Consider the following 26,357-nt stretch of genomic DNA (forward strand, 5'->3'; position numbering starts at 1 on the left):
CGCTCAGTTTTGCTTGCCGCATTGGGTATGAATGACGTTCAACAATTAACGGTGACATAGCCATCTTAATAATTGATTGAGCATACGCAGCATTGATAATGTTGATTAATCCGCTCAATAAAATAGACATGCTCAGTAACTTAAAGTTGCGTAATTGAAACATTTTACCCTTCACTTGATTGAGATAGCTGCAATATATCTAAAATTCAGTATGCTATGTATAAGAATGTAGCATATGGCTCTTAAGGAAGTGCTGAATAACTCACCGTGTAGCAGCGTATCGAGCATGGTTTTTGGATACTGGGTTAGATTCAGCATTTTCTGGTCTGAATTGAGTCATTTTTTTCATTATTTCTCTCATTTTTTGTTTTCAGGACGCAACTTGGCTGTCATTGTTATCTATCCACCGACGAGTCAGCAGTAAATTGGCAAAACCAAACAGCAAGAATAGCTGAGCGGTGTTCTTGGCCATCCCTTTGTGGCGTGCCTTGCGGTGTATGAATAGATTCTTTACGACAACATGAAAGGGATGCTCAACCTTGGCGCGAATACTGGCCTTCGCATGCTCAAGCGTTTCCATCAGTTCGCTTATTGCCGTTTTAGGCAATGCTTTACGCTTGGAAAGTCGCATCGCAATATGCCAAGTCACAGGCAGCTCAAGATTTTCTTTGCGCTTCTCAAAGCACCGATAGCCCGCATTACCCAATACATCCGTTTCATCACGATGCAGCAGCGCCTGTGCTTGAGTGACGTCGTGAACATTGGCTGCCGTTCCGATCAGGGTGTGAACAAACCCTGATTGTGCATCAACTCCAATATGCGCCTTCATACCGAAAAACCACTGATTGCCTTTCTTCGTCTGATGTATTTCGCTATCGTACTTTCTTTCCTTGTTTTTGGTCGAGGAAGGTGCGGCATTCAGTGTGGCATCAACAATCGCGCTCTCGCGGAGAAATAATTCTCGATCAGCCGGATGGGCGTTGATCGCATTTAAGATGGATTCGGTCAGATGGTGTTCTTCCAGCAGGTGGCGGAATTTAAGTAGTGTTGTGGCATCCGGTGCGGTCTCGCGATTCAGGTCAATGTCAACAAAGCGGCGAATTGTCTGATTGTCGTATACGGCATCTTCGGTACCTTCATCCGACAGACCGAAGCATTGTTGTGTAACATACATTTTCAGTATTCGCTCTAGACCGACAGGCAGGTTACCAGACTCACTGCCGGATGGATAGTATGGAGTAAGGACATTCGTCAGGGTTCCCAGGAAGTGACTGCTTCAATTTCGGTCAGAAAACGATCCCATCGCGTCTGTTTCTTCTTTGACGCATATTCCAATTCAGAAAAACTTGATAGCATCTGTTTATTACATATTATCAGCATGATGTATATTGTCAAACTTCAGTAACTCAGATGGATATGTTTGAATAAATTAGTGCTTCCTTAAAATTGTCATAAGGAATCTGATTACACTGACAATGGTAAATTGCGTTGTTGTTCTTTTTAAGCTACCAACTCTTGGGCCAATGTGAGAAATTCGCTTTGGCACCCATGGATTTTTTCTTGTGCCCCTTTAGCTTCGAATTCATTGATTCCCAGATTTTCCATGAGTATTAATGTGTCGACATAGGGGCAGCCATCGGTCAGTGACGGATTTCGTAGTAGCCGATTAGCAATGGCGATCAGTTTGACATAAGACGAATGTTTTCCAGAGTAATCTGGGAAATGTTGCTCAGCTATGGTAATTGCAATCTCTTCCGGCAAATTCCATGCTTTGATCAGATACATACCAATCGTATCATGTGTGATACCAAAAACCTGTAATTGGAGTGAGCGTACATCCTGTCCTGGATAGCGAGTAACCAAATCATTCAGATAAGCGAATTCTTTAGGATAGAGATGCCCAAATAATAGAAATCCAAAATTGTGGAATAACCCGCTGAGAAAAATAAGCTCACAATTTATAAGGTTTTTCTTTGTCATTATATGACAGAGTTCGCGGCATAATGTGGCGCATTCTAATGCTTGGTTCCAGATGCGAACACGGCTCAATGCGCCATGATCGGGTAGCTCGAGACAACCTGATGAAGCAATGCTCATAGTAAGATTGAGTGCAGTATTAAAACCTAGTACCAAAGATATGGCATGATGGACAGAGGTGATCCGATTGCCGTAGCCAAAAATAGACATGCGGGCATACTTTAGAATAAAAGCTGCCAAACTGGGGTCTTTTTCAATTAAGCCGACAAGTTGTTCCAGATTTGCATCGGGATTATTACGTAGCTTTAAAAGTTCGCGAGCAGTCTCTGGAAATGGAGGAATCTGTCCGGCCTGCTCCAGGATGCTGCGGAAGTTCTGGCTGAATTCCAGTTTGTTAAAAATCAACATTAATCCAATCTTAAGATTTTAGTTTAAGGTGTAGTGCTTGCTCAATTCTGTTCTTTTGTGAGCTTGTACACTACAAGAAGTTTCGTTGAAAGGCGATGCTAAAACGATGAGACAATTTGCCGTATTTGATATCGGCATTATTTTTATTTTCTTTACTAAAAATTTATAGTAAACGGCTCATATCGCCAGAACTAAATCCAATAAGGGGCTCAGAAAAGTTTTTTCCAAAAGCAATGACCTTAAACAATTCACCCATTTCAGCAGGGCTTATCAGTTTTTGCAGTTGACTGGATTGTGGCAAAAATATGCTCGTATCTTCTGCAGGTGTTCGCGCAAGGATGCCGGTAATGCCGCAATTAATCAAAAAATAAGCTTGAGTGGTATAACCTATAAGCGGTAATCCGCTATCTTCCGCAGCCTGAGTGATTGCACTAAAATCAACATGACTGGTGATATCTTGGAGGCCAGGCAGGTAAAATGGGTCATCATGAGCATAATGCCGATAGTGGCACATCAGTGTGCCTTGATTGCGTTGGGGATGATAGTACTCGCTACGACCAAAACCATAGTCAATCAATAGAATGACGCCTTGTTGTAAGAAGCTTGTCAGGCTGCGCATAAAGTGGCTAGCGGTAAGATTAATCTCGCTGACATAGGAGTAGGTTAAGCGACTGTCTGGGTTGATCTGAGGCATTAACTGGCTAGCACTGTGATTGAGTTCCGCGTTATTGATAGGGCGATCTTGCCATGCAAATTGATTGTTTTGCCATGTGACACCCCGCTCAAGTAACTTATCATTATGCCACGTCACAATATGGATGGGCATTGCATCTAGCACTTCATTGGCGAGAATAGTGCCAGTAAATTGAGCGGGTAATTGCTCCAACCACTCGATTACCTGCACAAGTTGTGGCGCTTTATTGGCAAACAGTGCTTGCTGTCGCTCCCGGAATTCGGCACTGACTTCCAGAATAAAATATTTTCTGGGCAATGTATCGGATTTTTCTAGTTCGAGCAGTAAATCCAATGCCAGTTTGCCGGATCCGGCACCGAATTCAAGAATATCGGCGTGTTCAATTTGCTGGGAAATTTGTAGAACCTGTTGTGCCAGTGTGCGGCCAAACATCGAGGAAATTTCCGGTGCGGTGACAAAATCACCCGCACTGCCCAGTTTGGTTGCTCCGCTACTGTAATAACCCATCCCCGGTGCATACAACGCCAGATTCATAAACTGCTCAAACGAAATCCAGCCGCCCGCAACGTGGATCTTGTCGCGAATTAACGTTTGTACAGCGTGACTATGAGCCAGCGCGATTTTACTGGCAGGTGGCAAAGTAGCATGTAAAGACATAAGCAAGAATATTTCTTTGTGGTAAATTGCAAAAGTTGTCAACGAATCTGGACATAGTTTAGCAGCACTTTGAAGGAGGCGTACGTGCAAGGGAAAGTGATATTGGTTACTGGCGGCGCAAAGCGGGTGGGCGCCGCCATCTGCCGCAGGCTGCATGCCCAAGGTGCTAGATTGGTTGTGCATTACCGGTCTTCACTCGATGAAGCCAAGGCATTATACGATGAGTTAACTCAAAAGCGTCCCAATTCAGTGGCTTTGGTGCAGGCAGATTTGCTCGACACAGAATTATTGCCAGAATTGATCGGAAACGCAGCGAACCGGTTTGGACATTTGGATGTGTTGATTAACAATGCTTCCAGTTTTTTCCCGACACTGCTTCAACAATGTTCGCTGGAAGATTGGGACGATCTGGTTGGCAGCAATCTTAGGGCGCCACTGTTTTTATCCCAAGCGGCAGCTCCATTTCTGAGAGTGCAACGAGGCTGCATCGTGAATATCGTCGACATCCATACCGAACGGCCATTAAAGAATTATGTGATCTACAATGCTGCCAAAGGCGGGTTATTATCACTGACCAAGTCGCTGGCCGTGGAATTGGCGCCCGAAGTGCGTGTCAATGGCGTTTCTCCGGGGCCGATTTTATGGCCGGAAGATGGAGAATGGACTGACGAAGCGGCGCGTCAACATATTATCGCCGGCACGCTGCTCAAACGTTGCGGCGAACCGGATGATATTGCTAAAACAGTACAGTTTCTGATTGCCGATGCGCCTTATATCACTGGGCAAATTATCGCAGTGGATGGTGGACGGAGTATTCATTTGTAGTCCATGAGAGTAGTCCACGGGAGAGACTAAAAGCATGCCAGCACATGATAATCAATCGAATAAAATTGAAGAAGAATTTGAAAATTGTTTTTCCATACCCACTGTATATCGAGTTTTAACCTCATGTCTAGCTTGATGCGATCAGGCAATGGATCGGGATCTTGCTCGCGCACTTTGCGTTCGTAATAACTCGACGTGACAATCTGTATTTGTCTACAAATTGGCTCGACCTCGTATTCCGCTGTGTAGCCAGTCTTTGATTCAATCGATTTGATCGCCGACCATTGCAGATTCATGCTCCTTTTGCTGCGCGAATAACAATCTTACCGCTCGTTCTCGTACTTCTGGTGAATAACTGATTTGGTTTTTCATCTCTTCCTCCTCTCAAATCATTTTATCTCCGGAAATACTGATGCGATTAAGAAATCTTATCTGGGATTTCTGGTGATGCAGGAATTTGATTTTGCAACATAATATGATATGGATTCCACATAAGCTCAAGTTCTGTAGTAGCTTTAGTACTATCAAGTTTTATTTCTTGTCTGAATAGTTTTAATAAAGATGGGGGAATACCATGAGGTAGCCACGTAGCTTTAATATGAACTTTCTTGAAAATATGTTCAATTATTTTAATAGGAATTCCTAATAAGTAAGCGTCGAGTTTTATTGCGCGATTACTAATTCTTTTAATTGGCGTTGCGCCGATACTGACACCAAGGTCCACAAAGTATTGATTCCATCTTGGACTGTCTGGTGCGGATAGGTTAAAAATTTTTACTTCACCTTCTCGTAAAGATACATTCAGTGCTTTTGTAGCAGCTTGAGCAACATCAGCGACATCGACAATATTTGACCAACCATCGCCAGAAGCACCAAGGTCGCCAAGTTTGCCTTTTTTTAGCCAAGTAATTATGCGTTCTGTCCAAAGTGGACTATCTTTTCCGCTAATACAACCAGGACGTAAGATAATTGCTGTTCCACCATTTTTCCCGTAATCTTCTACAGCATATTCAGCAGCTATTTTGGCGTGACCATACCAGCCAAGGTCGTCGCGCAGAGGGGTGTTTTCTGAAATAACCCCAGTTTGTGCACCGTAGACTGATTGACTGCTAAGATGAATAATTTTTGGCATCCCACTCAGTGTGGCTGCTTCACAAATCAGCTGAGCACCTTGCGTAATGGTAGTTGCATCACCTGTCACACAGTTGATTACAGCATCAACCTCTTTTAGTCCATCTTTTAATTCTAAAAGATTAGTACTGTCAATTTTTAGTGCTGCAACACCTTGGACTATCTTGTCACTAAGTGTCCGGCTACCGATCAAAGGTGTTACATGATTCATTTGCATAAGTTGACGGACTATTTCATTTCCTACGAATCCATTGCCACCTAATACTAGGACTTTGATTTCTTTGGATTTCATTTCATTGTCTTCATGTGAGCAGCCAATCTTAATGCTATAGCTGTAATGGTCAGTGTAGGATTGGCTTGACTTGATGTTGGAAAAACTGAGCTGCTGGCAACATATAGATTACTTACTCCATGCACCCGGCAATCTTTATTTACAATGCTTGTTTCAGGGTTATCTCCCATCCGGGTAGTACCAATATGATGTCCTCCATAAGCCCCAAAACGCATTAATTCTGTTTCTAAGTTATCTGCATCAAATTCAAAATTTCCTATTTCATCTTTGGCGATTTCTTCAGAGAAAAATTTTAAGGTCTTTTTTACAGCTTCAACATCTTCTGTAAGATACTGCCAATCAACATTAATCTTTGGCATATTCAGTGCATCTTTTTCGCTGGTTAAGTAAATGCGACTATTTTTGTTGGGTATTTGCTCAGCATGAACTTCTAGACTAAATTGATTAGATTCATTTGGTAGAATTACTGATGGGAACTTACGTTCAGCTAATGTTCTTTTTGTAAGCCAGTGTAGTAAAAATTTAAACGTATTAAAGGGATCAGTCAAGATATTCAGAAAATGTTTAGCTTTGAGTTTAAGCGTGTTCTCCTCGTCATCTTTGAGTCGCTTGCCATATTCATAACTCACAAAATTCTTAGCCATGAATAAACCGGACAAAATTCCGCTTTTATGCGATGGGTCGGTGATTTTAGGAAAATGTAATCGAGCCACCATATTACTCACCCCGAGTTCTTTTTGTTTTTCGGCCGTTAATTGAATACGCCTTCGGCAATAGATCCCTTCGGGAGAAATCTCATAGCCATGTTGTACTTTACTAGTTGTCCCGTTAATTTTTAACCTGCCCACATTTCCTGCAATATGGCACATATAAAAGCGACCTAAAATATCATTGTGGTTACCAATACCATTTTTATGTATGTTATTAGAGACCAACATAAGACGAGTTGTTTCAATACCTCCCATCGCTAAAATATAAGACTTAGCTTTCACTTTAAAAGCGTTACCATTAAGTGTGGCAACCTGTAAAAAATCGACTTCAGTTCCGGGGTTATTCAATTCAATTGCTATGACATTAGCATTAAGTAATAAATCAATGTTACTAGACTGCGCAAAACGATTTCGATAACGTTTTCCAAGATCAGTTGGACATGAGAAACGTTCAATTCCATCTGTAGAAAAAGCACTACTTGTAAAACCTTCAAACATTGGTTTAGGTACTGGATTAAAGGCGTTCCTGGCATCGTAGCAGTAATATCCTGCTTCGAGATAACTATTAGCTTTTGGATAGAAGTCAGCTAAGTCGTCTACGTTAATGGGCCAGCCACTTTGTGGAATATAGCTGCGTCTCTCAAAGTCTATTGGGTCAAAAGGGACACAACGACCGCCCCATATCGTGGTGGAGCCGCCAAATCTGCGTTGCCGATATTTGTCAGGAGGGCTGTGCATAGTCTTGTTGCTAACTGAACCGCTGTAAAGATCTTGAGTCTCTTTTTCTTCTTTAAAGTCACCGGATTCTAAAAGTAGCACTTTAGTAATTGTTTGTTCAAACTCAAGCGCCATAGGTATGCCCGCTGCACCCGCACCGACAATACAAATATCGGTTTCAATTACGATATTATGCGCTATAGAGTTTCCTGACTTGATCATTTAGTTACCCTTCTTAGTTACATCGGTGCGAGCCGAAACCCCAAAGATACGTTGGTGAACTTCAGCAATTCTGTCAGAAAAGCAGTCTAGCGAGAATCCCTTCTCATAAAGCTCTCGACCTTTTGCGGCAATATGTTCGCGATAAGTCTTATCTAAGATCAATTTATCTAGGGCTTGTGTAATTTCTTCTATATTGCCCGGTGAAACAAACAATGAATTTTCGTCTGATTTAAGGTTATTAGGGATTTCACCAACAGGCGTACACAATACGGCAACTTGATTACTTAGAGCTTCTAAAATAACTAATGGAAGTCCTTCATCATAAGAAGGCAAAGCTAAAATATCTGCAGTAGCCATCCACTTGGCGGCTTGTTTTTGATCGGCCCAACCTGCGAATTGAATCATATTTGAGATGCCTAAGTGATTAGCCTTATTTTGATAAAACTCAATCCCTTCTGCACCCACAAAAATAGCCTCAGCCTTGTTATCTTGGAAAGCTTGACTTTTTGCAATTGCATTTAACAGATCTGATACTCCCTTACGTTCACTTAAATTTCCCAAAAACATTACGCGTGTTTTATTATGAGTCGCAGAGTAGGGCGTTCTGGGAAATGTCGGTTCTGGCACGCCATTTAAGACAATCTCGACTTTATCTGGAGCCATTCTTAAATCGGCAGTCACAAATTTCTTGGCTGTTTCGCCAAGAACAATAACTTTTGAAGCTTTCGAGAAAGTCCAACGGATATATGCTCTTAAGAATGAAGGTAGACTGGCGTAAAAATGATGCAGTTGGGCTGCATGCAAATGCAGAATAACGGGCAATCCAATCAACCTAGAAAACAGTATCACGGTACTTTTTCTAAAGAAACTAAGTCGCTCGGCCATATTAATGTGGATCCCAGCGGCTTGTCCTAATATTCTATAAAAAAGCAAGGTCGTGAGCGCAGTAATTAAATAAAAAATTGAGAAAATTGGGTGTTTGCCACCTCGGGTGTCTAAAGGAACCAATTGAGCAGAATGATCGCTGTTTGCTTTTTCAGGTGTTTGGCTCTGAATTAAGTAATCAGCTACTTTAAACATCCCTCCACCAAGCGGAGTCCAAGGACAGGCAATAAATATTTTTTTTCTCATTGTCGTTACCGATTTAAAGTTTACGCATAATAGTTTAATCATATAAATTTCTTCTAACCTCTACGGCTTCAATTCCTCCCCCTTGAGGCCAGCAGCTGGTTGAAACCAAAACCAGCAGATTGAAGAGCGTAGGTAATAGCCCGCTGCTTGCAGCAGAGTGCTTTATTAAAGAGAAAAAAGATGAAGGTTTCATTGGCGGTGCGTGAAATTAGTCAGCTTATTGAATATAAGCAAAACATATGATTGCTAGAAATGCAAGATGCTTATGAGATGCGCAGGCTAAATTAAGTATGTATGCACTCAGTAGCATCTGGATATTCTTTCTAGATTTATGTATATGCATATGATTATAAATAGTAAACAGAGTGATCGTGAATGTCATTACCTTGAGCACGGATTTTTTGCAAAACAGGAGTTATCTTTCCGGGGTTTTTTATCATGTATTCAGGTCAATTAGGTTTGCACAACACATGGGATATTTGCTCCAGTTACTCAACAGGTGAATGTTACGATAGTGTTACTTCTATCAAATCTCTGGTTTGGCAGACATTCTTTTACGTTACGATTCTTAAATTGTAGATCTTTGAAGAAATTTTAAAAAGATTGGAGATTTAGTAGTTACTAGATAGTTTTGATTAATAAAGCAAGCCAGTTGAGAAAGTTTATGAACTGGCTTGTAATTATTTTATGCTAGCTTGCGATGAGTGTGGATTCAATCTCCGCAAAGCTCTTGGCTACATTATTGTGTGGAATAACTGTACCCAGCTGCTTTTCGATTTGAGTCCAGGAGAAAATGCCACATATTTTAGGTAATCCGCTGGCATCATGGTCTATGACCAATGCATGCAAGCGGTCAGCTTCACGCAAACTGGCCACAATGTTGCCAACTCTAGCATGCATTACTTCTTCCAAGGGGATTGCTTCCAGATCTTCAAGCAGGGTCATCATGTCACGCACCAAAATCTCGCTGTGCTTAACACCTCTTTCTTGAATAAACCGCATGGGCTTTTCGCCCAGAATATCGGTTGCAGTAATGATTCCCGCCAGTGAGTTGTCGTCATTCATAACAAGCAATGTACGCACGCCACGATGCATCATATAGTTATTGGCAACTTCCATGGTGATATTTGGCGCGATGACGGCTGCATGCAATTTACGCAAATCAGTCATTACCTCAGATGCAGGTGAATCCGACGTTACAGAGTTTGGTGAGGCGGGTTTGGATATCTGCACAGTTCCGGTAAGATACTGTACAGGAAGCGATTTATATTCATTCATCATATTGTGCACTCCCTCGAGGGTTGATGGGAACCAACTGACTTCAAAATAGATAATCTACCTTGAGTCGGAACTCTACGCCGAATAACACTCGGAATCAATACATATGAAAATGATTATTGCCGGTTATAAACCCATTGCACCAGCGTATCCATCGCAACACGGGATTGTCCGGCCTGATCGTGATTGACAAAGAAGACCACGATGACACGCCGCCCCATTTTGTCCAGCAAATACCCCGCCAGCGCGCGCACATCGTTTAGAGCACCTGTTTTCATATGTGCTAGCCCTTTCACCGGTGTATCCGTAAAACGATTTTTCAAAGTTCCGTCCACTGCCGCAATGGGAAGTGATGAAATAAACTCCGGCATAACCGAGCTTTTAAAGGCCGCAAGCAAAAGCTGGCCCATGTGCCGGGCGCTGATCCGTTCCTTGCGCGACAATCCGGAACCATTTTCCACCACCAATTCCGGGAAGCTCAGTTGCTTGTCTGCCAGCCAGCGCCGGATCATCGCATCGGATTTTTCCAATGTGGCCGGAGAATTATTGACGGCAGTATCACCCGTTCCTAGCGTCAAATAGAGTTGGCGCGCTGCAATATTATTACTAAATTTGTTGATGCCACGAATGACATCCGCCAGCGGCGGGGATTGATAAATCTTAAGCGGCGACAAACCTCTTGGCGTCTGACTCATGATCACATCGCCATGAAACAAACCGCCCTGTTGCGCCCAGAGGTGTTTAAATAAGTCCCGTGTATAGATGGCGCTATCTTGCAAGCTCAACATATACGATTGCTTGCCGCACTGTTTGGAAAAACTTCCGTTCAGAACCACGGTAAAATTATTTTTATCTTCGTTATCCGCAATCGCATCAATCGTCAGTAAATTTCGCCAATCTCCGCATACGCCCTGGGTAAGCTTCAAGTTATTCTGTACCTGCAAAGACTCCGGCAATGGATCAACCACGACACGCACTGAGTTTTTTTCCGGTTGCGGAAACAGATGAATCGTGGATGTGCGGTAATTCACCAGCAATGCTTCCGGAAGGATGTTGTAGGTGCGATAAGGCTGCCCGTCAAACTCACCCGGATCATCATTGGGAATAGCATAATGCGTATGATCTAAAACCAGATTGCCTTTAATTTCATGCAATCCGGTTTGACGCAAACGATGAATCAACAGCCAGAAATTCTCCAAATCCAGTTTGGGATCACCATACCCTTTGATGATCAGGTCGCCATCCAAAACACCATCAGTAATCTTTCCATTGGCATACAGCATGGTCGGCCAACTATACGCAGGCCCGAGTAATTCCAGCCCGGCATAGGTTGTTAATAACTTCATCACCGAGGCAGGATTCATTGCCGCATCGGCATTAGCCGCCACAATCGGCTGATTCGCACCAATCTCCTGTACATACACACCGATAGCGGATTCCGGAATGGCGGCTTGTAGCAGTTTTTGTTTAACGGCAAGGGGCAGTTCATTGGAAAATACAGAAACCGATAGTGCGCTTAGCAGGATCAACAGACTGAGATACAGACAAATACGGATCATTCTGTCAGTAACCGCTTAGTTACTATTTCTTCCCATTGCACATCGAAAACCCATCATCCCAACCCATCCGGTACTGATCATCCTTCTGATATCGATTCAGGTCCTTAAACGCCCAGCTGGTTCTTTTGGCCGTTTCACAACCGTCAATATAACCTTGCTGTGTGTTTATCGGATAACCCGTTAAGTTGTATTTTGGTTTTGCGCTTTCCGGTAACGGACCTGCCGGGCGCTCAGGCTTTCTGGCGGGAAGTTGTTGTTTTTCCGGAATCCCGCTACAAGCAGAAACAACTAATACCGCAAGAATAATAAGAAACGATAAATGATAACGCATGCATTACATCTCCAATAATTGGTAAGCTGACTTAAGGAAACTCTGAATAACTCATCTTTGTCATTCCGAACACAGTGAGGAATCTTTGCGAATCAACATTATAGATTTCTCGCTATGCTCTAAATGACAATTAATCAGAGGCTTCTTAACTATAAAACTGATTTCAACAATTTTCCCATCTCAGCCGGATTATGGGTGACCTTAATTCCGCAGGATTCCATCACTTCGAGCTTTTCCTGTGCTGTTCCCTTGCCGCCGGAAATAATCGCCCCGGCATGGCCCATGCGCTTACCGGGCGGCGCAGTCACGCCTGCGATAAATCCGACGACTGGTTTTCGCATGTTCTCTTTCACCCAGCGCGCGCAATCCTCCTCATCGGTACCGCCGATTTCACCGACCATCAGCACGGCATCGGTTTCATCATCCTCATTGAATAATTGCAAAACGTCGAGGTGCTTCAGCCCATTTACCGGATCACCGCCGATCCCGATACAGGTGGATTGTCCCAATCCCAGCGCCATCAGTTGCGCCACGGCTTCATAGGTCAATGTGCCCGAACGTGAAACCACGCCGATACGGCCTTTTTTATGGATGTAACCCGGCATGATGCCGATCTTGAGTTCATCCGGCGTGATGATTCCCGGGCAATTCGGACCGATCAGCCGGGTTTTCTTACCCTGCATTTTATAGCGCGTGCGGAGCATATCGCGCACCGGAATGCCTTCAGTGATGCAAATCACCAGATCCAGTTCGGCCTCAACGGCTTCATCAATCGCCGCCGCGGCAAAAGGCGGCGGCACATAAATGACGGAAACATTCGCACCGGTTTGCTGTTTGGCTTCCTTCACTGACGCATAAACCGGTATGCCTTCAAAATCCTCGCCGGGTTTGCGCGGATTCACACCGGCGACAAAGCATTCCTTGCCGTTTGCATACTCACGGCACATACGCGTATGGAATTGTCCGGTTTTACCGGTAATGCCCTGCGTCATCACGCGGCTGTTGCGATTAATCAGAATAGACATGGCACGACTCCTTTTATGACTGACACTGACAACCTCACGACGATAACTTGGTCTTGGCCGCGCTGACCGATTTCTGCGCCGCATCGGCCATGTTTTCCGCCGAGATAATGGTCAGCCCGGAATCGGCGAGAATTTTTTTCCCCAGTTCCACGTTGGTGCCTTCCAGGCGCACCACAAGCGGCACTGTCAACTGCACCTCGCGCGCAGCAGCCACCACACCTTGCGCGATCACATCGCATTTCATGATGCCGCCGAAAATATTTACCAGAATCGCTTGCAAATTGGGATTGCGTAGCATCAACTTAAACGCCTCGGTCACTTTCTCAGCCGTTGCGCCGCCACCGACATCAAGGAAATTCGCAGGATTGCCACCATATAATTTAATAATATCCATCGTTGCCATCGCCAGCCCCGCGCCATTTACAAGACAACCGATATTGCCGTCCAATGGAATGTACGATAACTCGTGTTTAGATGCCTCAATCTCAACCGGGTCTTCCTCATCCAGATCACGTAATGCGACGATTTCCGGATGTCGAAACAACGCATTGTCGTCAAAATTCATTTTGGCGTCGAGCGCGATCACCTGTTTCTCAGCAGTTAACGTCAGCGGATTAATTTCCAGCAGCGACGAATCGGTGTCATCAAATGCTTGGTACAGACCTTGCAACAACGTGACCGCTTGCGGCACACTTTGTGCAGGAATACCGATTTTCAATGCAACTTCCTCGGCTTGCTGCTGACTGAGCCCCGCAATCGGATCAATAAACACTTTATGAATCTTCTCCGGTGTTTCAGCCGCCACTTTTTCGATTTCCATGCCGCCTTCCGAGCTTGCCATCAGGCACACGCGCTGACGGCCACGATCCACCACCATGCCGACATAGAATTCTTTCTCGATAGAAACACCCTGTTCGATAAAAAGCCGATGCACCACTTGCCCTTCCGGGCCGGTCTGATGCGTTACCAAGCGCATATTTAAGATTTCACTCGCGCGCCGCCGCACTTCGTCCAGCGACTTGGCCACTTTCACCCCTCCGCCCTTACCGCGCCCGCCGGCATAAATCTGCGCTTTAACTGCCCACACATCGCCACCCAGTTGCTGCGCAGCTTTCACAGCTTCGTCAACACTGAAACAAGCAATGCCTTTCGGCGTAACAACCCCATATTTTCGCAAAATTTCTTTTGCTTGATACTCGTGAATTTTCATCGGTGTAACTCCATCAGTATGACTTCAGATTCGAATAGTAGCAGTATAGCTTAATCATCAATAATGGTTGTGTTTCGGAATCTTTGGATAAACAGAATTAAAAGAATTCAAATACTTCTGAATTTCTTAAAAATCTTGCCACAGGAAATTGTAGTATAGGTACGATGAATTGTAAGATTCTATTGTTGCAAGTATTGCATACAACTCCAATACTCATTAAAGTAAAGGCTCCTTACTTTAGAAGATAATAGTATGCTTCAACTTGCCAAAATAAGTAGCAAAGGCCAGGTCACTGTGCCCGCTGAAGTGCGTAAAACATTGCAGCTTAAAACGGGGGACACACTTGCCTGGGAAGTTCAAGAAGATGGAAAAATATCCGTACGCCGGATCGAGCCTATTGATGTTGATTACATTAGCGCATTAAGTGGCACTTTATCGGAATGGAGTAGCGCTGAAGATGCTGAGGCATATCGTGATTTATAATCGCTATGACATCGTTAAAATTCCATTTCCATTTACTGATCAGCAAGCAAATAAGAATAGGCCTGCGCTGATCATTTCTTCAGCAAAGTTATTTAATAGCGGCATCAATCATAGCGTCATGGCAATGATCACCTCCGCCAAACATTCTGCCTGGCCATTAGATACACCGATAAATGATTTGAATTGCACAGGTCTACCGGTAGCGTCATTAATTCGTTTAAAACTATTTACACTGGATCATCGTTTAATCATCAGTACATTGGGGCATTTATCGGATCAGGATAAGATCATTTTCAAGCAAAATATTTCTTCACTTCTTTCTGATACAAACTAAATGAGCGGGCTATAATTTTGTACGCAATTGTTAAATAGTAAGGCTTGCCTTATGGCCATTGCTTGTCTTCACGATTGCATTGCACTCTGCTATCACACCCAATATTTCAGCTCAATGCCGCTTTGACAGCATCCAGTGCGCGTTTAATGACATTCAACAACACCAGCGACGTACCATGCGGTGAACGATCTCCGCGTTCCCAGTGGCGCAAGGTTGCAACAGAAAACCCAAACTTCGCGGCAAATTGCTCTTGCGTCATACCCAGGCTTTGACGCAACGCCAAAATATCCACTGCCTCCGGTTGATATATTTCTACTGCAACTTTCTTGCCTTTGGCATGCGCAACGGCTTCATTCAAGCCACGCGCGATACTGTCAAAAGTCGCTCCCATTTCTTACCTCTCGATCCATGCTGCAACCAAAATATCCACCAGTTTCTCCAATTCGTTACGCTCAGCTTTACTCAAATTGTCCTGTTTGTTCTTGGCGAACAGCGTTAGCAAATAAAGCGACATCAAATCGCTGTGGTAGTAATAAATAACCCACACGCCGCCACGCTTGCCGCGTCCGCTCCTGCCCCAGCGCAACTTGCGAATTCCACCTGTGCCTTCGATCAAATCGCCCGCTTTGGAGGGTGGCCAAGTAGTTCAACACATCCTGTCGTTCTGCTTCGGTCAATATTTTTTCCGCTTGGCGGATATATTCCGGTACTTCGGCAATCGTTATCATGGGAATTATAATAATTCGATGGATAAGTGATTATGGATAATTTGACACCCACAACTCTGCAGTAAGCTACCACAGAGATATACTCAGATAGATGTTATGAAAATTCACTATGAGCATTACGGTATGCCTCGAAGCAACCAATGCAGAAAAAATGTGGCAATAAGGTATTACACCAGATATTCGGCGCAATATTGATTGCGCCCTACTGCACTGATGTCACAAAATACCATTCAACGTATCCCATGCTCGTTGACCAAGTTGTGCAATCTTCTCGGCTTTAAGAGCAACATCCGCTGCCTGATTAACAGTCTTCCAAACAGATCCAAGAGTCGCTACCGCACTAGAATTCTTTGCGACAGCAATCTCATCTTTTGCCTCAATCATTTCACCGAGCGCGGTACGAGCAGCTTCGCGCAATGCTTTTGCACCAACAACTGGGTATTCAGCGAGAGCGTTTTCAATGAGTTTAATGTGATGTTGAATGAGTGATCTTAACCTCAATGGCATGTCTATGTCGTTCAGTGAAGTTCGAAGCTCTTCAACTTTAATCCGAATAGAAGAAATCTCCTCGGCAGATATTTGTGCTTCTTCATCTGGGAGGATTTCAGTACAAAAAGCTAGCGCTGTGAGAACTTCAGGAGTTAGGTATTGTTTTACATGGTCCCATGAGTTGGGAAATAGCATTGGCGATAAAGCATGCTCAATTTGAGAAAATGCTCTCTCGTAGAGATTCTTTGAAAAATTACCTGTTGCAAGCTCAGCAGTTGCATGCTCAAGTTCTCTGTGCATAGCATGAACAAGTTCACCTACAGCTACAACACGTCGATGCGAGTGCTTTTCGCTCACATCAAGAATTTCCGCCCAAACTTCAAGTGCCGTCTTATTTTTTCCATGCAATTGAGCTTGTTCCAATATTTTGAACAAGCGGCTTGCAGAATTTATGTTTTTAGGCATGCTGAATTTATCTTTATTAAGCCTTGTACATTATATATGAATGATCTGATCAACCATTTACATATTCATAATCAATATAGACTATTCTCTTGTTTCTTGGCGGCTCCACTGTCTCTCCAGATGCTCTTCAACATCCTTCCGGCTAAATCCAATCGCGCTAGCAACACGATCCGCATGGCTGACTTTGGAGATGCCAGCGATCAGCCGGTGCGTCGGGCCTTGCGGCATAAATTCGACTTGCAGGTAGCGGCCAATGCCGTCTTTTTGCAGCAGCTCGCAGAGTTCGTGGTTATGTGTGACCAGCAACGTGCTTGCGCCGAGTTTATGAAATCCTTTTAAGATATATTCCGAAATCGTCATTTTTTCTTCAAACGTCGTGCCTTCGGATAATTCATCGAGTACCACCAGGCTGCGCGGGGTGGCGTTGAAGAAAATTTCGCGCGTGCGCTGGAGTTCATGGCCGAAGCGTCCCATTGCGGCGCTGAGTTGGCCGGGGTCAGGGACTTGGTAATAGATATGTTCGGCTGGAACCAGTTGCCCGTGCGTGGCGGGAATGTAGCAGCCGATTTGCCCGAGTAATTGGATTTGCGCGATGGTTTTGCAGTACGCCGTTTTACCGCCGCTGTTCGGGCCGGTGATGATCAGTACGCGGCTTGCCAGATCCAGATGGATATCATTCGGCACGTAATCCGGCATGGTCTTAATCAGCAGCGGATTCCTCGCCTGACTGACGGTCAGTCGGTGCTGCTTGTCATCGAGAATTTCCGGCAATACTTTGTCTCCGGTACACGCTTGCCCATAGCGGACAAAAGACAACAGCTCATCGAGCAATCCCAATGCTTCGATCGCCTTGGCCAATTCCGGGCTTTCGCGGAATTGTTTGCGCAACGGATAAATGATCGAATCGCGGTCAGATACACCAATCGCCAGCAGAATAATTGGGAACACCGGCAAAGTGAGCGCCAAGATACCGTAAAAGAGATACGAGGTGCCCAATGCAGGCATCAAAATTTCCATGAAAAACAGAAGGCCATATCCGGCGGCAAGGGAAAGCAGCATCGGCATGAGCTTAAACAGCGAAGGGCGGAAACGCGAATACAGGTCAAAACTGGTTTTTTCTTTTTTTGATTTGAATTTGCCGCCTACCGAATATACCGGACCTTGCATCAACGCAAACGTGCGCGATTGGCCAAAATCATGGATTGCATCGAGCAGCGTGCGTAAATAAGCGGATTGCGGGCGTGGCAGTGCCTCGGCTTTCTCGACCAGATCGACTGCAAATTGGGTGCCGTCCTGATATTGCCGGTACCCGTAACCGCCAAATTCCAGCTTATCCGAGCGCGAACTCGGCTCATCGGTCGCCAAGCCGCCTGAGAATTCGCCATACAGAAGATGTTTCAGCGATTTCTCTCCGGATGTGATTTTGCCGACATAATGAGTCAGCGCCTTATAGAGCGCCGGGTTCGATTCTATTTCACGCAATGCAATCTGTTTCTGTTGCAATACCTGCGCATCCTGCGCAGGACGGGCGATAGACCGGTACAACGCCAAGCGGCCGATCTCGGTTTTTGTTTGATCAATCGTGCGAAACAGCGCTTCGGCTTCTATCGCTTCAAACGTTTTTGGGTCTAGTGCTTCATAATCCGTCTCGGTTGGGCGGATATCTTCCATGCTTGCAGGCCGATCGGAATCGGATAAGATGAATTTTTTGCGCCAAATATCAATCATACGGATAGTCTATTCAAGGTTTTTGTGAGTTGCCATCAAGCGGCTTTAAATGAACGTGTAAAATACGCAGTTTTAGAATGAAACACAACCCAATGTCTTCCTATTACAAACCGGCACCGCATTTCTGATGATGTCACCCGTCAGAAAACCGCTACGATTAATCGGCTTTGCCATTGTGGTGAGCGCAATCGCGTTTGCCAGTTGGTATTTCACCCGGCCTAAACCGCTGGAAGTGGAATTGGCTACCGTCGCAACCGGCGATGTCGAAGCGACCATTGTCAACACCCGAGCGGGCACGATTAAATCCTGCCAGCGATCCAATCTCGCGCCCATTACCGGCGGGCAAATCGCCAAAATCTGGGTGAAAGAAGGCGATCACGTGCAAAAAGGTCAGATTTTATTGGAGCTTTGGAGTCAGGATCTCCAGGCACAGCGTGAACTGGCGCAGCGGCAACTGACGATGGCGCAGGAACGCCGCCGCGAAACTTGTATCCTGGCAGAAAATGCCCGGCGCGAATCAATCCGCACACAACAACTGGTTGAGCAAGGTTTTGTCAGTTCCCAGCGCGCAGAGGATGCCGATGCCAATGCACGTTCCCGGCAGGCCAGTTGTGATGCGACCATCTCTGACATCAAGCGCGCTGAGGCACAAATTCGGGTCGCTCAGGCGGGAGTGGACCGAACCGTCATTACCGCGCCTTTTTCGGGTGTCATTGCGCATATCAGCGGCGAGCTGGGTGAATTCACCACGCCTTCACCGCCCGGTATCCCAACCCCGCCGACGATTGATCTGATCGATGACAGTTGTTTATACGTCACTGCGCCGATGGATGAAGTCGATGCACCCAAAATTAAAATAGGGCAAGAGGCACGCATCACGTTGGATGCGATGCCGGATAAAATTTTCCCTGGAAAAATCCGCCGTGTTGCACCGTATGTGACTGAAATTGAAAAACAGGCACGAACCGTGGATATCGAAGTGGATTTTCTGCAGATCCCAACCGATACCTTGCTGGTGGGCTACAGCGCCGATGTCGAGGTTGTTCTTGAGCGCAAAGACAATGTCCTGCGCATTCCGACACAAGCCATCCGGCAAAATAACAAAGTCTGGATGATTGATGCCAATAACCGCTTAGTCGAGCAACAACTGGAAACCGGACTGAGCAACTGGAGCTTCACCGAAATCCGCAGTGGTTTAAAAGCAGGCGATCAAGTTCTGATTTCATTTGATCAGGACAACATCAAAGCCGGAGTTGCCGTGCAACCCAAAAAATCCCAATGATCCGCCTGACAGCTATTACCCGCACATTTCACATGGGTGATCAGGCGGTTTATGCACTCAATGACATCAATCTGCATATCGCTTCGGGGGAGTATGTTTCGATCATGGGCCCTTCCGGTTCCGGGAAATCCACGTTGTTGAATATTATCGGTTTGCTGGATAAACCCGATGGCGGTAGCTATGAGATGGATAACCGGTTAATTACCGATCTGTCGGAAACGGAACAGGCGCAAATCCGCCGGGAAAAAATCGGTTTTGTGTTTCAATCGTTCCATCTGGTCCCCCGCTTAACGGCTGCAGAAAATATCGAGTTACCTCTGATTCTAAGTGGCATGCCGTCTGCACAACGTCAGAGTCTTGTGAATGATGCTTTGCAAGCATTTGAGCTGAAAGAGCGCGCACATCACCGTCCAGCCGAACTTTCCGGCGGGCAGCGCCAGCGGGTAGCAATTGCGCGTGCCACAATCATGCATCCCAGCGTTATTCTGGCCGATGAACCGACCGGCAATCTGGATCATCAGATCGGCGCTGAAGTCATGTTGCTGCTGGAAAACCTGCATCACACTGGCACCACGTTGATTGTCGTCACGCACGATCGTGAATTGGGTTTGCGCGCGCATCGCCAAATCGGCATGCGCGATGGGAAGATATTGACGGATCAAACCGATGACGCTCACTGATACGCTGCAAACATCGTTCAAAACCGTGGTGAGCTATCGCGTCCGTTCACTGCTGATCATACTAGCGATGGCATTGGGCGTGGCGGCGGTGGTTGTACTGACAGCTCTGGGCGATGGCGCGAGAAACTATGTGATCAATCAATTTTCTTCCATCGGCACCAATTTGCTCGTAGTCCTTCCCGGGCGTGCAGAAACTTCCGGATCATTTTTGGGCGCGGTATTAGGCCAAACGCCGCGCGATTTAACCTTAAAAGATGCGCAGCTGCTGGGCCGATTGCCGCAAGTCCGGCGTTATGCCCCGCTCAATGTCGGCGCCGCGGAACTATCCGCTGCCAATCGATTGCGTGAAGTCACCGTTTTAGGTAGCACGGCCAATTTGATACCAATCCGGCATATGAAACTGGCGCAGGGGAGTTTCTTAGCGCATGGCACCGAGCGTAATGCTCAGATCGTGTTAGGTGCAAAAATAGCCAATGAATTTTTTCCCCGCAGCCAGGCTATCGGGCAACGTGTCCGGTTGGGAGACAACCGGTTTTTGGTCTCCGGCGTTCTGGCATCGCAAGGTGAATCGATGGGCTTCAATACCGATGAAATCGTCATCATTCCGATTGACTATGCCCAAGCGCTGTTCAATACCACCTCGTTATTCCGTATTCTGATCGAAGCCAAAAGCCACAGTGAAATTGAATCCGCTAAACAAGCCATTTTGGCAACCATGCGGCAAAGTCATGACGGCGAAGATGACACGACCGTGATCACGCAAGACGCCATCCTCGCCACCTTTGACCGGGTTTTACAGGCGTTGACTTTGGCCGTCGCCGGGATTGCCGCGATCAGTTTGATTGTTGCCGGTATTTTAGTCATGAATGTGATGCTGGTTTCGGTCAACCAGCGCACAGCGGAAATTGGCTTGCTGAAAGCCATCGGCGCAACGTCCACCGACATACGCCGGTTATTTTTTGCCGAAGCAGTTTGGTTGTCGTTGGCTGGTGCTATTTTGGGATTTTTACTGGGGCAGTTTGGCAGCCTGATGTTGCGTTTGGCCTATCCGCAACTTCCCGCCTGGGCACCCGCTTGGGCCTCGATTGCCGGCATTCTTGTCGCACTGATCACCGGCATTCTGGCGAGCTTGCTGCCAGCCAGCCAAGCGGCGCGATTGGATGCCGTGAAAGCACTGGGTAAAAAATGAATACGAATGATGCCTCTCATTATGCAGTGGCAGAACTTAACTCAGTTAAGAGAGCTATGGGTTCCGGTTTGTGTACTAGAAAACCTTGGGCATAATCAATCCCAAGCTCACGCACGCGGCATAACACGGCAGGTTTGTCTACAAATTCTGCCACTGTCTTTAACCCAGCAACGCGGGCTACATCGATAAAACAACGTACAGCCACATCATCTAATGGGTCGTCCACCAAGTTTTTAATAAATTGGCCATCGATTTTTAAAATATCGACGGCTAGATTCTTCAAGTAACCGAACGACGATGCCCCTGCACCAAAATCATCGAGCGCAACACGCACACCGAGACAACTGACTTGTTCAATAAATAATGACGCATCCGCTAAGTTCGTAACGGCAGCGGTTTCGGTAATTTCCAGACAAATTTTCGCGCAAATAGTTGATCCCGCTTTTCTGAGCATATCGGTTGCGTGGCTATGAAAGATACGATCGCCGATAGACTGCCCTGAGAGATTAATACACAGCATATCGATGGCAGGGGCATCTTCAGAGCGTTCAGAAAGCCATTGGATGACACTGCGTAAAACCCAGCGGTCGACACGAGAGGCCAAGTTGAATCTTTCCGCCGCAGGGAGAAAAGCACCGGGTGGAATGATAGTACCATCGGTATCCAACATGCGCAGTAATACTTCCGCATGAATTCCGCTGCTCGCGTCTGACAAATCGATGATGCTTTGTGCATAGAGTTGAAAATGGTTTTCATCAAGGGCGCGTTCGATACGCGTAGCCCATTGCATTTCGCCGTGTCGTGCACGCATGGTTTGATCGGTATCGAACCATATATGTACACGATTACGCCCAGCATCTTTTGCAGCGTAACACGATGTATCCGCAGCTTGCATTAGCTCGGCGGTAGTTTGCCAGCGGTTGTCGATTTCGACTAGGCCGATACTGGTACCAATGCGAAAACGATGCAAATTATGGTGAAAACGAAAATCTTCCATTTTGTCGCAAATTTTTTGTGCGACTCGTTGTGCTTGCCCGGCCGTGCAGTGTTCCAAAAGTACGCCAAATTCATCTCCCCCTAATCTTGCCAAAGTATCTCGAGTGCGCACCGTTTCGCATAATAATTGACTAATTTGTTGCAGCAATTGATCGCCAACCGAGTGTCCACAGGTGTCATTTACCACTTTAAATTGATCTAAATCGATATACATCAAGGCATGTTGGGATTTATTTCCATGCGTGCTTTGCAATATGCGGCGCAGATGCACTTCAAATTCCGCACGGTTAACTAATCCGGTTAACGTATCATGCGAGGCTTGGTAGCTGACTTCCCCACTTAAGCGGCGTTGCTCGGTCACATCATGAAATACGAGAACAACGCCGAGTAAATCACCTCGTTCGTTGCGAATGGGTGCAGCGGAGTCTTCAATGCCAAATTCATCACCATTGCGAGAAATTAAAATCGTGTGATTGGCAAGACCAACTATTTTTCCTTGTTCCATACAAAGGGCAACTGGATTTTCAGTCAGGAGTCGGGTCTCTTCATTGACAATATGAAAAACCTGTGCCAGTGGACGCCCTTTTGCTTCTTCATTGGTCCACCCGGTCATGTGTTCGGCAACGGGATTCATCCACTGGGTATTGCCTCGGGCATCGGTGGTGATAACTGCATCACCAATGGATTTTAGTGTTATGTGCATCAATTCGTGTTGTTCGGCTAATTCTTCGGTTAGTCTACGCAGGCGGCTGACATCCCAGTTAACGCCAATTATTTTTAGCGCATTATCTTGCTCATCTCGTATTACGTGCGCAGCGGCACGGAGATGGTGAATGTTGCCATCGTGCCAAACAATTCTAAATTCAGTATTGAATGGTGCAATGCCTGCAATCGCATCTGAGAGCGCCTTTTCTGCTTCCCCTTTATCATCTGGGTGTAAATGTTTTACCCATAACTCGTACACTTCAGATTGGGTTGTGGGCGATAATCCATAGAGTTTATACATCCACTCGTCCCATACTAAAGTGCCATGGGTAATGTTATATTCCCATACACCGATTTCACCGCTATTGGTGGCAAGCGACATACGATTATGGGTTTCTTCAAGCAACAAACGCTGATTCATGCGTTCTGTAATGTCTCGACGTATCGAAACATAACGGTCAATTTCACCCGCGGCATTTTTTAACGGGGTGATAACACTATCCACCCAATACATTGTTCCATCCTTTGCGCGATTGCAAATTTCACCGCGCCAAGATTTTCCTTTAGAGATGGTTTGCCACAAGTCGGTGAAAAATTCGCGTGGATGAGAACCTGAGTTAATAATGCGATGGTTACTGCCAATGAGTTCTTCGCGAGAATATTTGCTAATAGCACAGAAACTATCATTCACCTCCACGATTTTCCCTTTCGTATCGGTAATCGACATAATAAATTGTGCACGAATGGTGTTGAGTAACGCACTATTTTCTTGCGCTAACATTTTATGCTGAGTAATATCTTCTACCGAACCAACAAATCCCATAGCGTTAGATTCAGCGGAGAAGATCGGTTTGGCGCGAGTATGAACATATCGCGTATTACCCTGTTTATCTTGGGTACGAAACTCAAAATCAAATCCCGACCTCTTGCTTGTACTGGTGTTCCACGCCGTAAGAATATGCGCTTTATCATCAGGATGTAATCCATCCTGCCAGCCATAACCCAAGCTTTGCTCGAGTGTCAAACCAAAAATTTCTTGCCAGCACGCATTGGTGTAGGTGCAACTTCCTATCGCATCAGTGGAAAAAATACCTAACGGTGATGCTTCACAGAGTATGCGAAAGCGCGCTTCGCTGTTAGATAATTGACCAGCCAAATGCGTGACTTGTTTCAATGTGCGGTGTTCCATTACCAAGGCCCGGCGACCTTCAAGCATGCCTACTGCTGCTTTAGCAAGAGAACTGAGTATCGCTCTTTGCTTGTCATCCAATTTGCGCGGCTTAATATCAATCACGCACAGTGTGCCGACATTCGCACCTTCGCTTAAACGCAAGGTTGCACCTGCATAAAAACGAATATTGGGTTCGGAATTGACTAAGGGGTTGTCATTAAAGCGGGAGTCTTTGGTAGCATCTTCTACTTCAAGAATACCGTCATCATGGATGGTATAAGCACAGAATGCCATTTCTCGCGGGGTTTCGGTAACGCCAGGTAGTCCGATATTAGCCTTAAACCATTGCCGTTCAGCATCAACTAAACTAATTAGCGAGATAGGTACATCACACACCAGCGCAGCAGCCTGAACCAATGCATCAAATTCAGATTCGTATGATGAATCCAATACTTCCAAATCGGCAAGTGCCTTTAAGCGAATTAATTCATCCTCGGGTAATGGTGCAGCGGGCATATGAATGCTCCGGAAAAGTAAGAAAGCACTAGGGACTGCATCAGAAAATACTTACTCATTAATTTACGGGAAACAAAGTAGGGTGTCAAACGCCAATATCGCTCAAATAGTCATCTAATTCTCGATATGTCTAGCCAAATTTTCCAGTGATATAATCCTCTGTTGCTTTCTGTTTGGGTTTAGTAAAAAGCGTATCGGTGTCACCAAACTCAATCAGCTCTCCCAGATACATTTACGCCGTATAGTCTGAAACACGTGCTGCTTGTTGCATATTGTGCGTAAATATAACAATGGTGTAATCCTCCTTGAGCGTAAAGATCAGGTCTTCTATCCGCGCGGTGGAAATTGGATCAAGCGCCGAGGTCGGCTCATCAAGCAACACCACTTCGGGTTTCACCGCAATCGTGCGTGCAATCAACAGCGCTAGATTGATGAGAAATTGGATTTAAATGAAGATTCGCCCACAAAAGCATTAATCGGTATATACTGTATAAACAGTTTATATTGTTCTGTGTAATTTAAGCTATTCAATTTCAATTCATCACTTTAAAGGGATTAATCATGACAAAGAAAACCACACCCAATGAAAAAGCAAAACCTTCATCAACTGCTGAAAGCTCTGTCGCAAAAGCACCTGTTGCTGCTGTGAAAAAAACGGACATGCCTAGCAATACTGCAGGCAAAGAGGCCAAGACAGCGCTTCCTGCAACCAAAGATGAAGCAAAGAAACAATCAAAAAAAGATAAACCAAAGAAAATTAAAATGATCCGCGATAGCTTTACTCTGCCGGAAAGTGATTACGCCAAGCTGGCTGAACTGAAAAAGAAATGCCTTGAAGCAGGAGTGCATGTGAAAAAAAGCGAACTGATGCGCGCAGGACTATTACGCTTATCTAATCTCAATCAGTCAGCATTACTCCAAGCGGTAGCCCAGGTGGAAATAATCAAAACAGGACGACCTGCAAAAGAATAATTTGTAATAGTCGCGTCCGATCTGACAGTCACCATATCCAGTCGGATCGCGACTATTCCAATTGAATAGCGGATGCTGCTTGCACTTCACGTTTCGAGTTTTTATTGACAATACAGTCAGTCATTAATTACGGACGTATCCTGTAGTCATTTTAAACTAATGATTCTTTGCTACGACGCACCATGAATCCCAGCAAGCCTAATCCGACTAACAACATCACATAGGTTTCGGGTTCTGGAACTGCCGCCACCGTCTGAGGAAGATAAACCGAGCCTCCAAGATCAGCGTCCTTGAAACCAATCACGAAGAACTGGTTATCCCCGGCAGCGGTTGTAAAGTCATTATCGTTGGTTATTTAGTCAGTTCTGATACTAGGGAAACACTGATTAATTCGGCGAACGAGATGAAGCACGAGGCGCACGGAACGCAACAACCGAGACATATCAATATGA

24 protein-coding genes and 2 pseudogenes are annotated in these 26,357 nt (G+C 45.4%); 7 read left to right on the forward strand and 19 right to left on the reverse strand.

Annotated elements, in window-relative coordinates:
• Positions 1-370 precede the first annotated feature (370 nt).
• From K2P83_RS12975 to K2P83_RS12985, 3 genes are all read right to left on the reverse strand, one after another.
• A protein-coding gene (locus K2P83_RS12975) for an IS5 family transposase (RefSeq protein ID WP_292929851.1) occupies positions 371-1,356 on the reverse strand; the annotation gives its coding sequence in 2 pieces (ribosomal slippage) (positions 371-1,260 and positions 1,260-1,356; 987 coding nt in all).
• Between the two features lie 144 nt (positions 1,357-1,500).
• Positions 1,501-2,385 (reverse strand): HDOD domain-containing protein, encoded by an 885-nt coding sequence (locus K2P83_RS12980; protein ID WP_292929853.1) that lies wholly within the window; start codon positions 2,383-2,385, stop codon positions 1,501-1,503.
• Between the two features lie 163 nt (positions 2,386-2,548).
• Positions 2,549-3,736, reverse strand: coding sequence for an SAM-dependent methyltransferase (locus tag K2P83_RS12985; protein WP_292929855.1), 1,188 nt, complete (start codon positions 3,734-3,736; stop codon positions 2,549-2,551).
• Positions 3,737-3,820: 84 nt separating this feature from the next.
• Between K2P83_RS12985 and K2P83_RS12990 the strand changes: the two genes are divergently transcribed.
• The gene (locus K2P83_RS12990; RefSeq protein ID WP_292929857.1) at positions 3,821-4,561 is read left to right on the forward strand and encodes a pteridine reductase; all 741 of its coding nucleotides are present in this window, start codon (positions 3,821-3,823) and stop codon (positions 4,559-4,561) included.
• Between the two features lie 179 nt (positions 4,562-4,740).
• Here the strand turns inward: K2P83_RS12990 and K2P83_RS12995 are convergent.
• The 9 genes and pseudogenes from K2P83_RS12995 to sucC form a co-directional block, all read right to left on the reverse strand.
• Positions 4,741-4,933, reverse strand: a pseudogene (locus K2P83_RS12995) (hypothetical protein); the annotation flags it as partial.
• 46 nt (positions 4,934-4,979) lie between these two features.
• Positions 4,980-5,984 carry an NAD(P)-dependent oxidoreductase gene (locus K2P83_RS13000; RefSeq protein WP_292929859.1) on the reverse strand — a complete coding sequence of 335 codons (1,005 nt, stop codon included), beginning with the start codon at positions 5,982-5,984 and terminating at the stop codon, positions 4,980-4,982.
• Complete coding sequence (locus tag K2P83_RS13005) at positions 5,981-7,633, reverse strand: GMC family oxidoreductase (RefSeq protein ID WP_292929861.1); 1,653 nt, start codon at positions 7,631-7,633, stop codon at positions 5,981-5,983. The genes K2P83_RS13000 and K2P83_RS13005 overlap by 4 nt, the downstream gene beginning before the upstream one ends.
• Positions 7,634-8,764 carry a glycosyltransferase family 4 protein gene (locus tag K2P83_RS13010; RefSeq protein WP_292929863.1) on the reverse strand — a complete coding sequence of 377 codons (1,131 nt, stop codon included), beginning with the start codon at positions 8,762-8,764 and terminating at the stop codon, positions 7,634-7,636.
• A gap of 690 nt (positions 8,765-9,454) precedes the next feature.
• Positions 9,455-10,045: a CBS domain-containing protein gene (locus tag K2P83_RS13015; protein ID WP_292929865.1), complete on the reverse strand. Its 591-nt coding sequence runs from the start codon at positions 10,043-10,045 to the stop codon at positions 9,455-9,457.
• A 113-nt stretch (positions 10,046-10,158) separates the two neighbouring features.
• A complete protein-coding gene (gene dacB / locus K2P83_RS13020; RefSeq protein ID WP_292929867.1) occupies positions 10,159-11,601 on the reverse strand; it encodes a D-alanyl-D-alanine carboxypeptidase/D-alanyl-D-alanine-endopeptidase in 1,443 nt (480 codons plus the stop codon).
• 22 nt (positions 11,602-11,623) lie between these two features.
• On the reverse strand, positions 11,624-11,932 hold the full coding sequence (locus tag K2P83_RS13025; RefSeq protein WP_292929869.1) for a hypothetical protein: 309 nt from the start codon (positions 11,930-11,932) through the stop codon (positions 11,624-11,626).
• A gap of 149 nt (positions 11,933-12,081) precedes the next feature.
• Positions 12,082-12,957 (reverse strand): succinate--CoA ligase subunit alpha, encoded by an 876-nt coding sequence (gene sucD, locus K2P83_RS13030; protein WP_292929871.1) that lies wholly within the window; start codon positions 12,955-12,957, stop codon positions 12,082-12,084.
• A gap of 34 nt (positions 12,958-12,991) precedes the next feature.
• Positions 12,992-14,167 carry an ADP-forming succinate--CoA ligase subunit beta gene (gene sucC, locus K2P83_RS13035; RefSeq protein ID WP_292929873.1) on the reverse strand — a complete coding sequence of 392 codons (1,176 nt, stop codon included), beginning with the start codon at positions 14,165-14,167 and terminating at the stop codon, positions 12,992-12,994.
• Between the two features lie 252 nt (positions 14,168-14,419).
• Here sucC and K2P83_RS13040 point away from each other — a divergent pair, with 252 nt between their 5' ends.
• Positions 14,420-14,650: an AbrB/MazE/SpoVT family DNA-binding domain-containing protein gene (locus K2P83_RS13040; RefSeq protein WP_292929875.1), complete on the forward strand. Its 231-nt coding sequence runs from the start codon at positions 14,420-14,422 to the stop codon at positions 14,648-14,650.
• Positions 14,625-14,984 (forward strand): type II toxin-antitoxin system PemK/MazF family toxin, encoded by a 360-nt coding sequence (locus tag K2P83_RS13045; protein ID WP_292929877.1) that lies wholly within the window; start codon positions 14,625-14,627, stop codon positions 14,982-14,984. Before K2P83_RS13040 ends, K2P83_RS13045 begins: the two co-directional genes overlap by 26 nt.
• A 106-nt stretch (positions 14,985-15,090) precedes the next feature.
• Here the strand turns inward: K2P83_RS13045 and K2P83_RS13050 are convergent, their stop codons facing one another.
• From K2P83_RS13050 to K2P83_RS13065, 4 genes are all read right to left on the reverse strand, one after another.
• On the reverse strand, positions 15,091-15,375 hold the full coding sequence (locus K2P83_RS13050) for a helix-turn-helix domain-containing protein (protein ID WP_292929879.1): 285 nt from the start codon (positions 15,373-15,375) through the stop codon (positions 15,091-15,093).
• 3 nt (positions 15,376-15,378) lie between these two features.
• A complete protein-coding gene (locus tag K2P83_RS13055; protein WP_292929881.1) occupies positions 15,379-15,600 on the reverse strand; it encodes a type II toxin-antitoxin system RelE/ParE family toxin in 222 nt (73 codons plus the stop codon).
• Positions 15,601-15,928: 328 nt separating this feature from the next.
• The gene (locus K2P83_RS13060; RefSeq protein ID WP_292929883.1) at positions 15,929-16,666 is read right to left on the reverse strand and encodes a hypothetical protein; all 738 of its coding nucleotides are present in this window, start codon (positions 16,664-16,666) and stop codon (positions 15,929-15,931) included.
• 81 nt (positions 16,667-16,747) lie between these two features.
• Positions 16,748-18,394 carry a DNA mismatch repair protein MutS gene (locus tag K2P83_RS13065; protein WP_292929885.1) on the reverse strand — a complete coding sequence of 549 codons (1,647 nt, stop codon included), beginning with the start codon at positions 18,392-18,394 and terminating at the stop codon, positions 16,748-16,750.
• A 130-nt stretch (positions 18,395-18,524) separates the two neighbouring features.
• Here K2P83_RS13065 and K2P83_RS13070 point away from each other — a divergent pair, with 130 nt between their 5' ends.
• From K2P83_RS13070 to K2P83_RS13080, 3 genes are read left to right on the forward strand one after another with little or no spacing between them, the layout of a single operon-like run.
• Entirely contained in the window at positions 18,525-19,676 is a 1,152-nt protein-coding gene (locus K2P83_RS13070) for an efflux RND transporter periplasmic adaptor subunit (protein ID WP_292929895.1), read from the forward strand.
• A complete protein-coding gene (locus K2P83_RS13075) occupies positions 19,673-20,356 on the forward strand; it encodes an ABC transporter ATP-binding protein (RefSeq protein ID WP_292929887.1) in 684 nt (227 codons plus the stop codon). Before K2P83_RS13070 ends, K2P83_RS13075 begins: the two co-directional genes overlap by 4 nt.
• A complete protein-coding gene (locus K2P83_RS13080) occupies positions 20,343-21,545 on the forward strand; it encodes an ABC transporter permease (protein ID WP_292929889.1) in 1,203 nt (400 codons plus the stop codon). The genes K2P83_RS13075 and K2P83_RS13080 overlap by 14 nt, the downstream gene beginning before the upstream one ends.
• A gap of 19 nt (positions 21,546-21,564) precedes the next feature.
• On the opposite strand, the gene K2P83_RS13085 is transcribed toward K2P83_RS13080, so the two are convergent.
• Both K2P83_RS13085 and K2P83_RS13090 read right to left on the reverse strand, forming a co-directional pair.
• Positions 21,565-24,933: a PAS domain S-box protein gene (locus K2P83_RS13085; RefSeq protein WP_292929891.1), complete on the reverse strand. Its 3,369-nt coding sequence runs from the start codon at positions 24,931-24,933 to the stop codon at positions 21,565-21,567.
• A gap of 130 nt (positions 24,934-25,063) precedes the next feature.
• Positions 25,064-25,354, reverse strand: a pseudogene (locus K2P83_RS13090) (phosphate ABC transporter ATP-binding protein); the annotation flags it as partial.
• Positions 25,355-25,494: 140 nt separating this feature from the next.
• On the opposite strand from K2P83_RS13090, the gene K2P83_RS13095 reads away from it, so the two are divergent.
• Entirely contained in the window at positions 25,495-25,905 is a 411-nt protein-coding gene (locus tag K2P83_RS13095) for a hypothetical protein (RefSeq protein ID WP_292929893.1), read from the forward strand.
• A gap of 151 nt (positions 25,906-26,056) precedes the next feature.
• On the opposite strand, the gene K2P83_RS13100 is transcribed toward K2P83_RS13095, so the two are convergent.
• Positions 26,057-26,260 carry an FxDxF family PEP-CTERM protein gene (locus tag K2P83_RS13100; protein ID WP_292929897.1) on the reverse strand — a complete coding sequence of 68 codons (204 nt, stop codon included), beginning with the start codon at positions 26,258-26,260 and terminating at the stop codon, positions 26,057-26,059.
• Positions 26,261-26,357: the final 97 nt, after the last annotated feature.

Origin of the sequence: Nitrosomonas sp. (assembly GCF_019752415.1) — a bacterium.
Classification (GTDB): Bacteria; Pseudomonadota; Gammaproteobacteria; order Burkholderiales; family Nitrosomonadaceae; genus Nitrosomonas.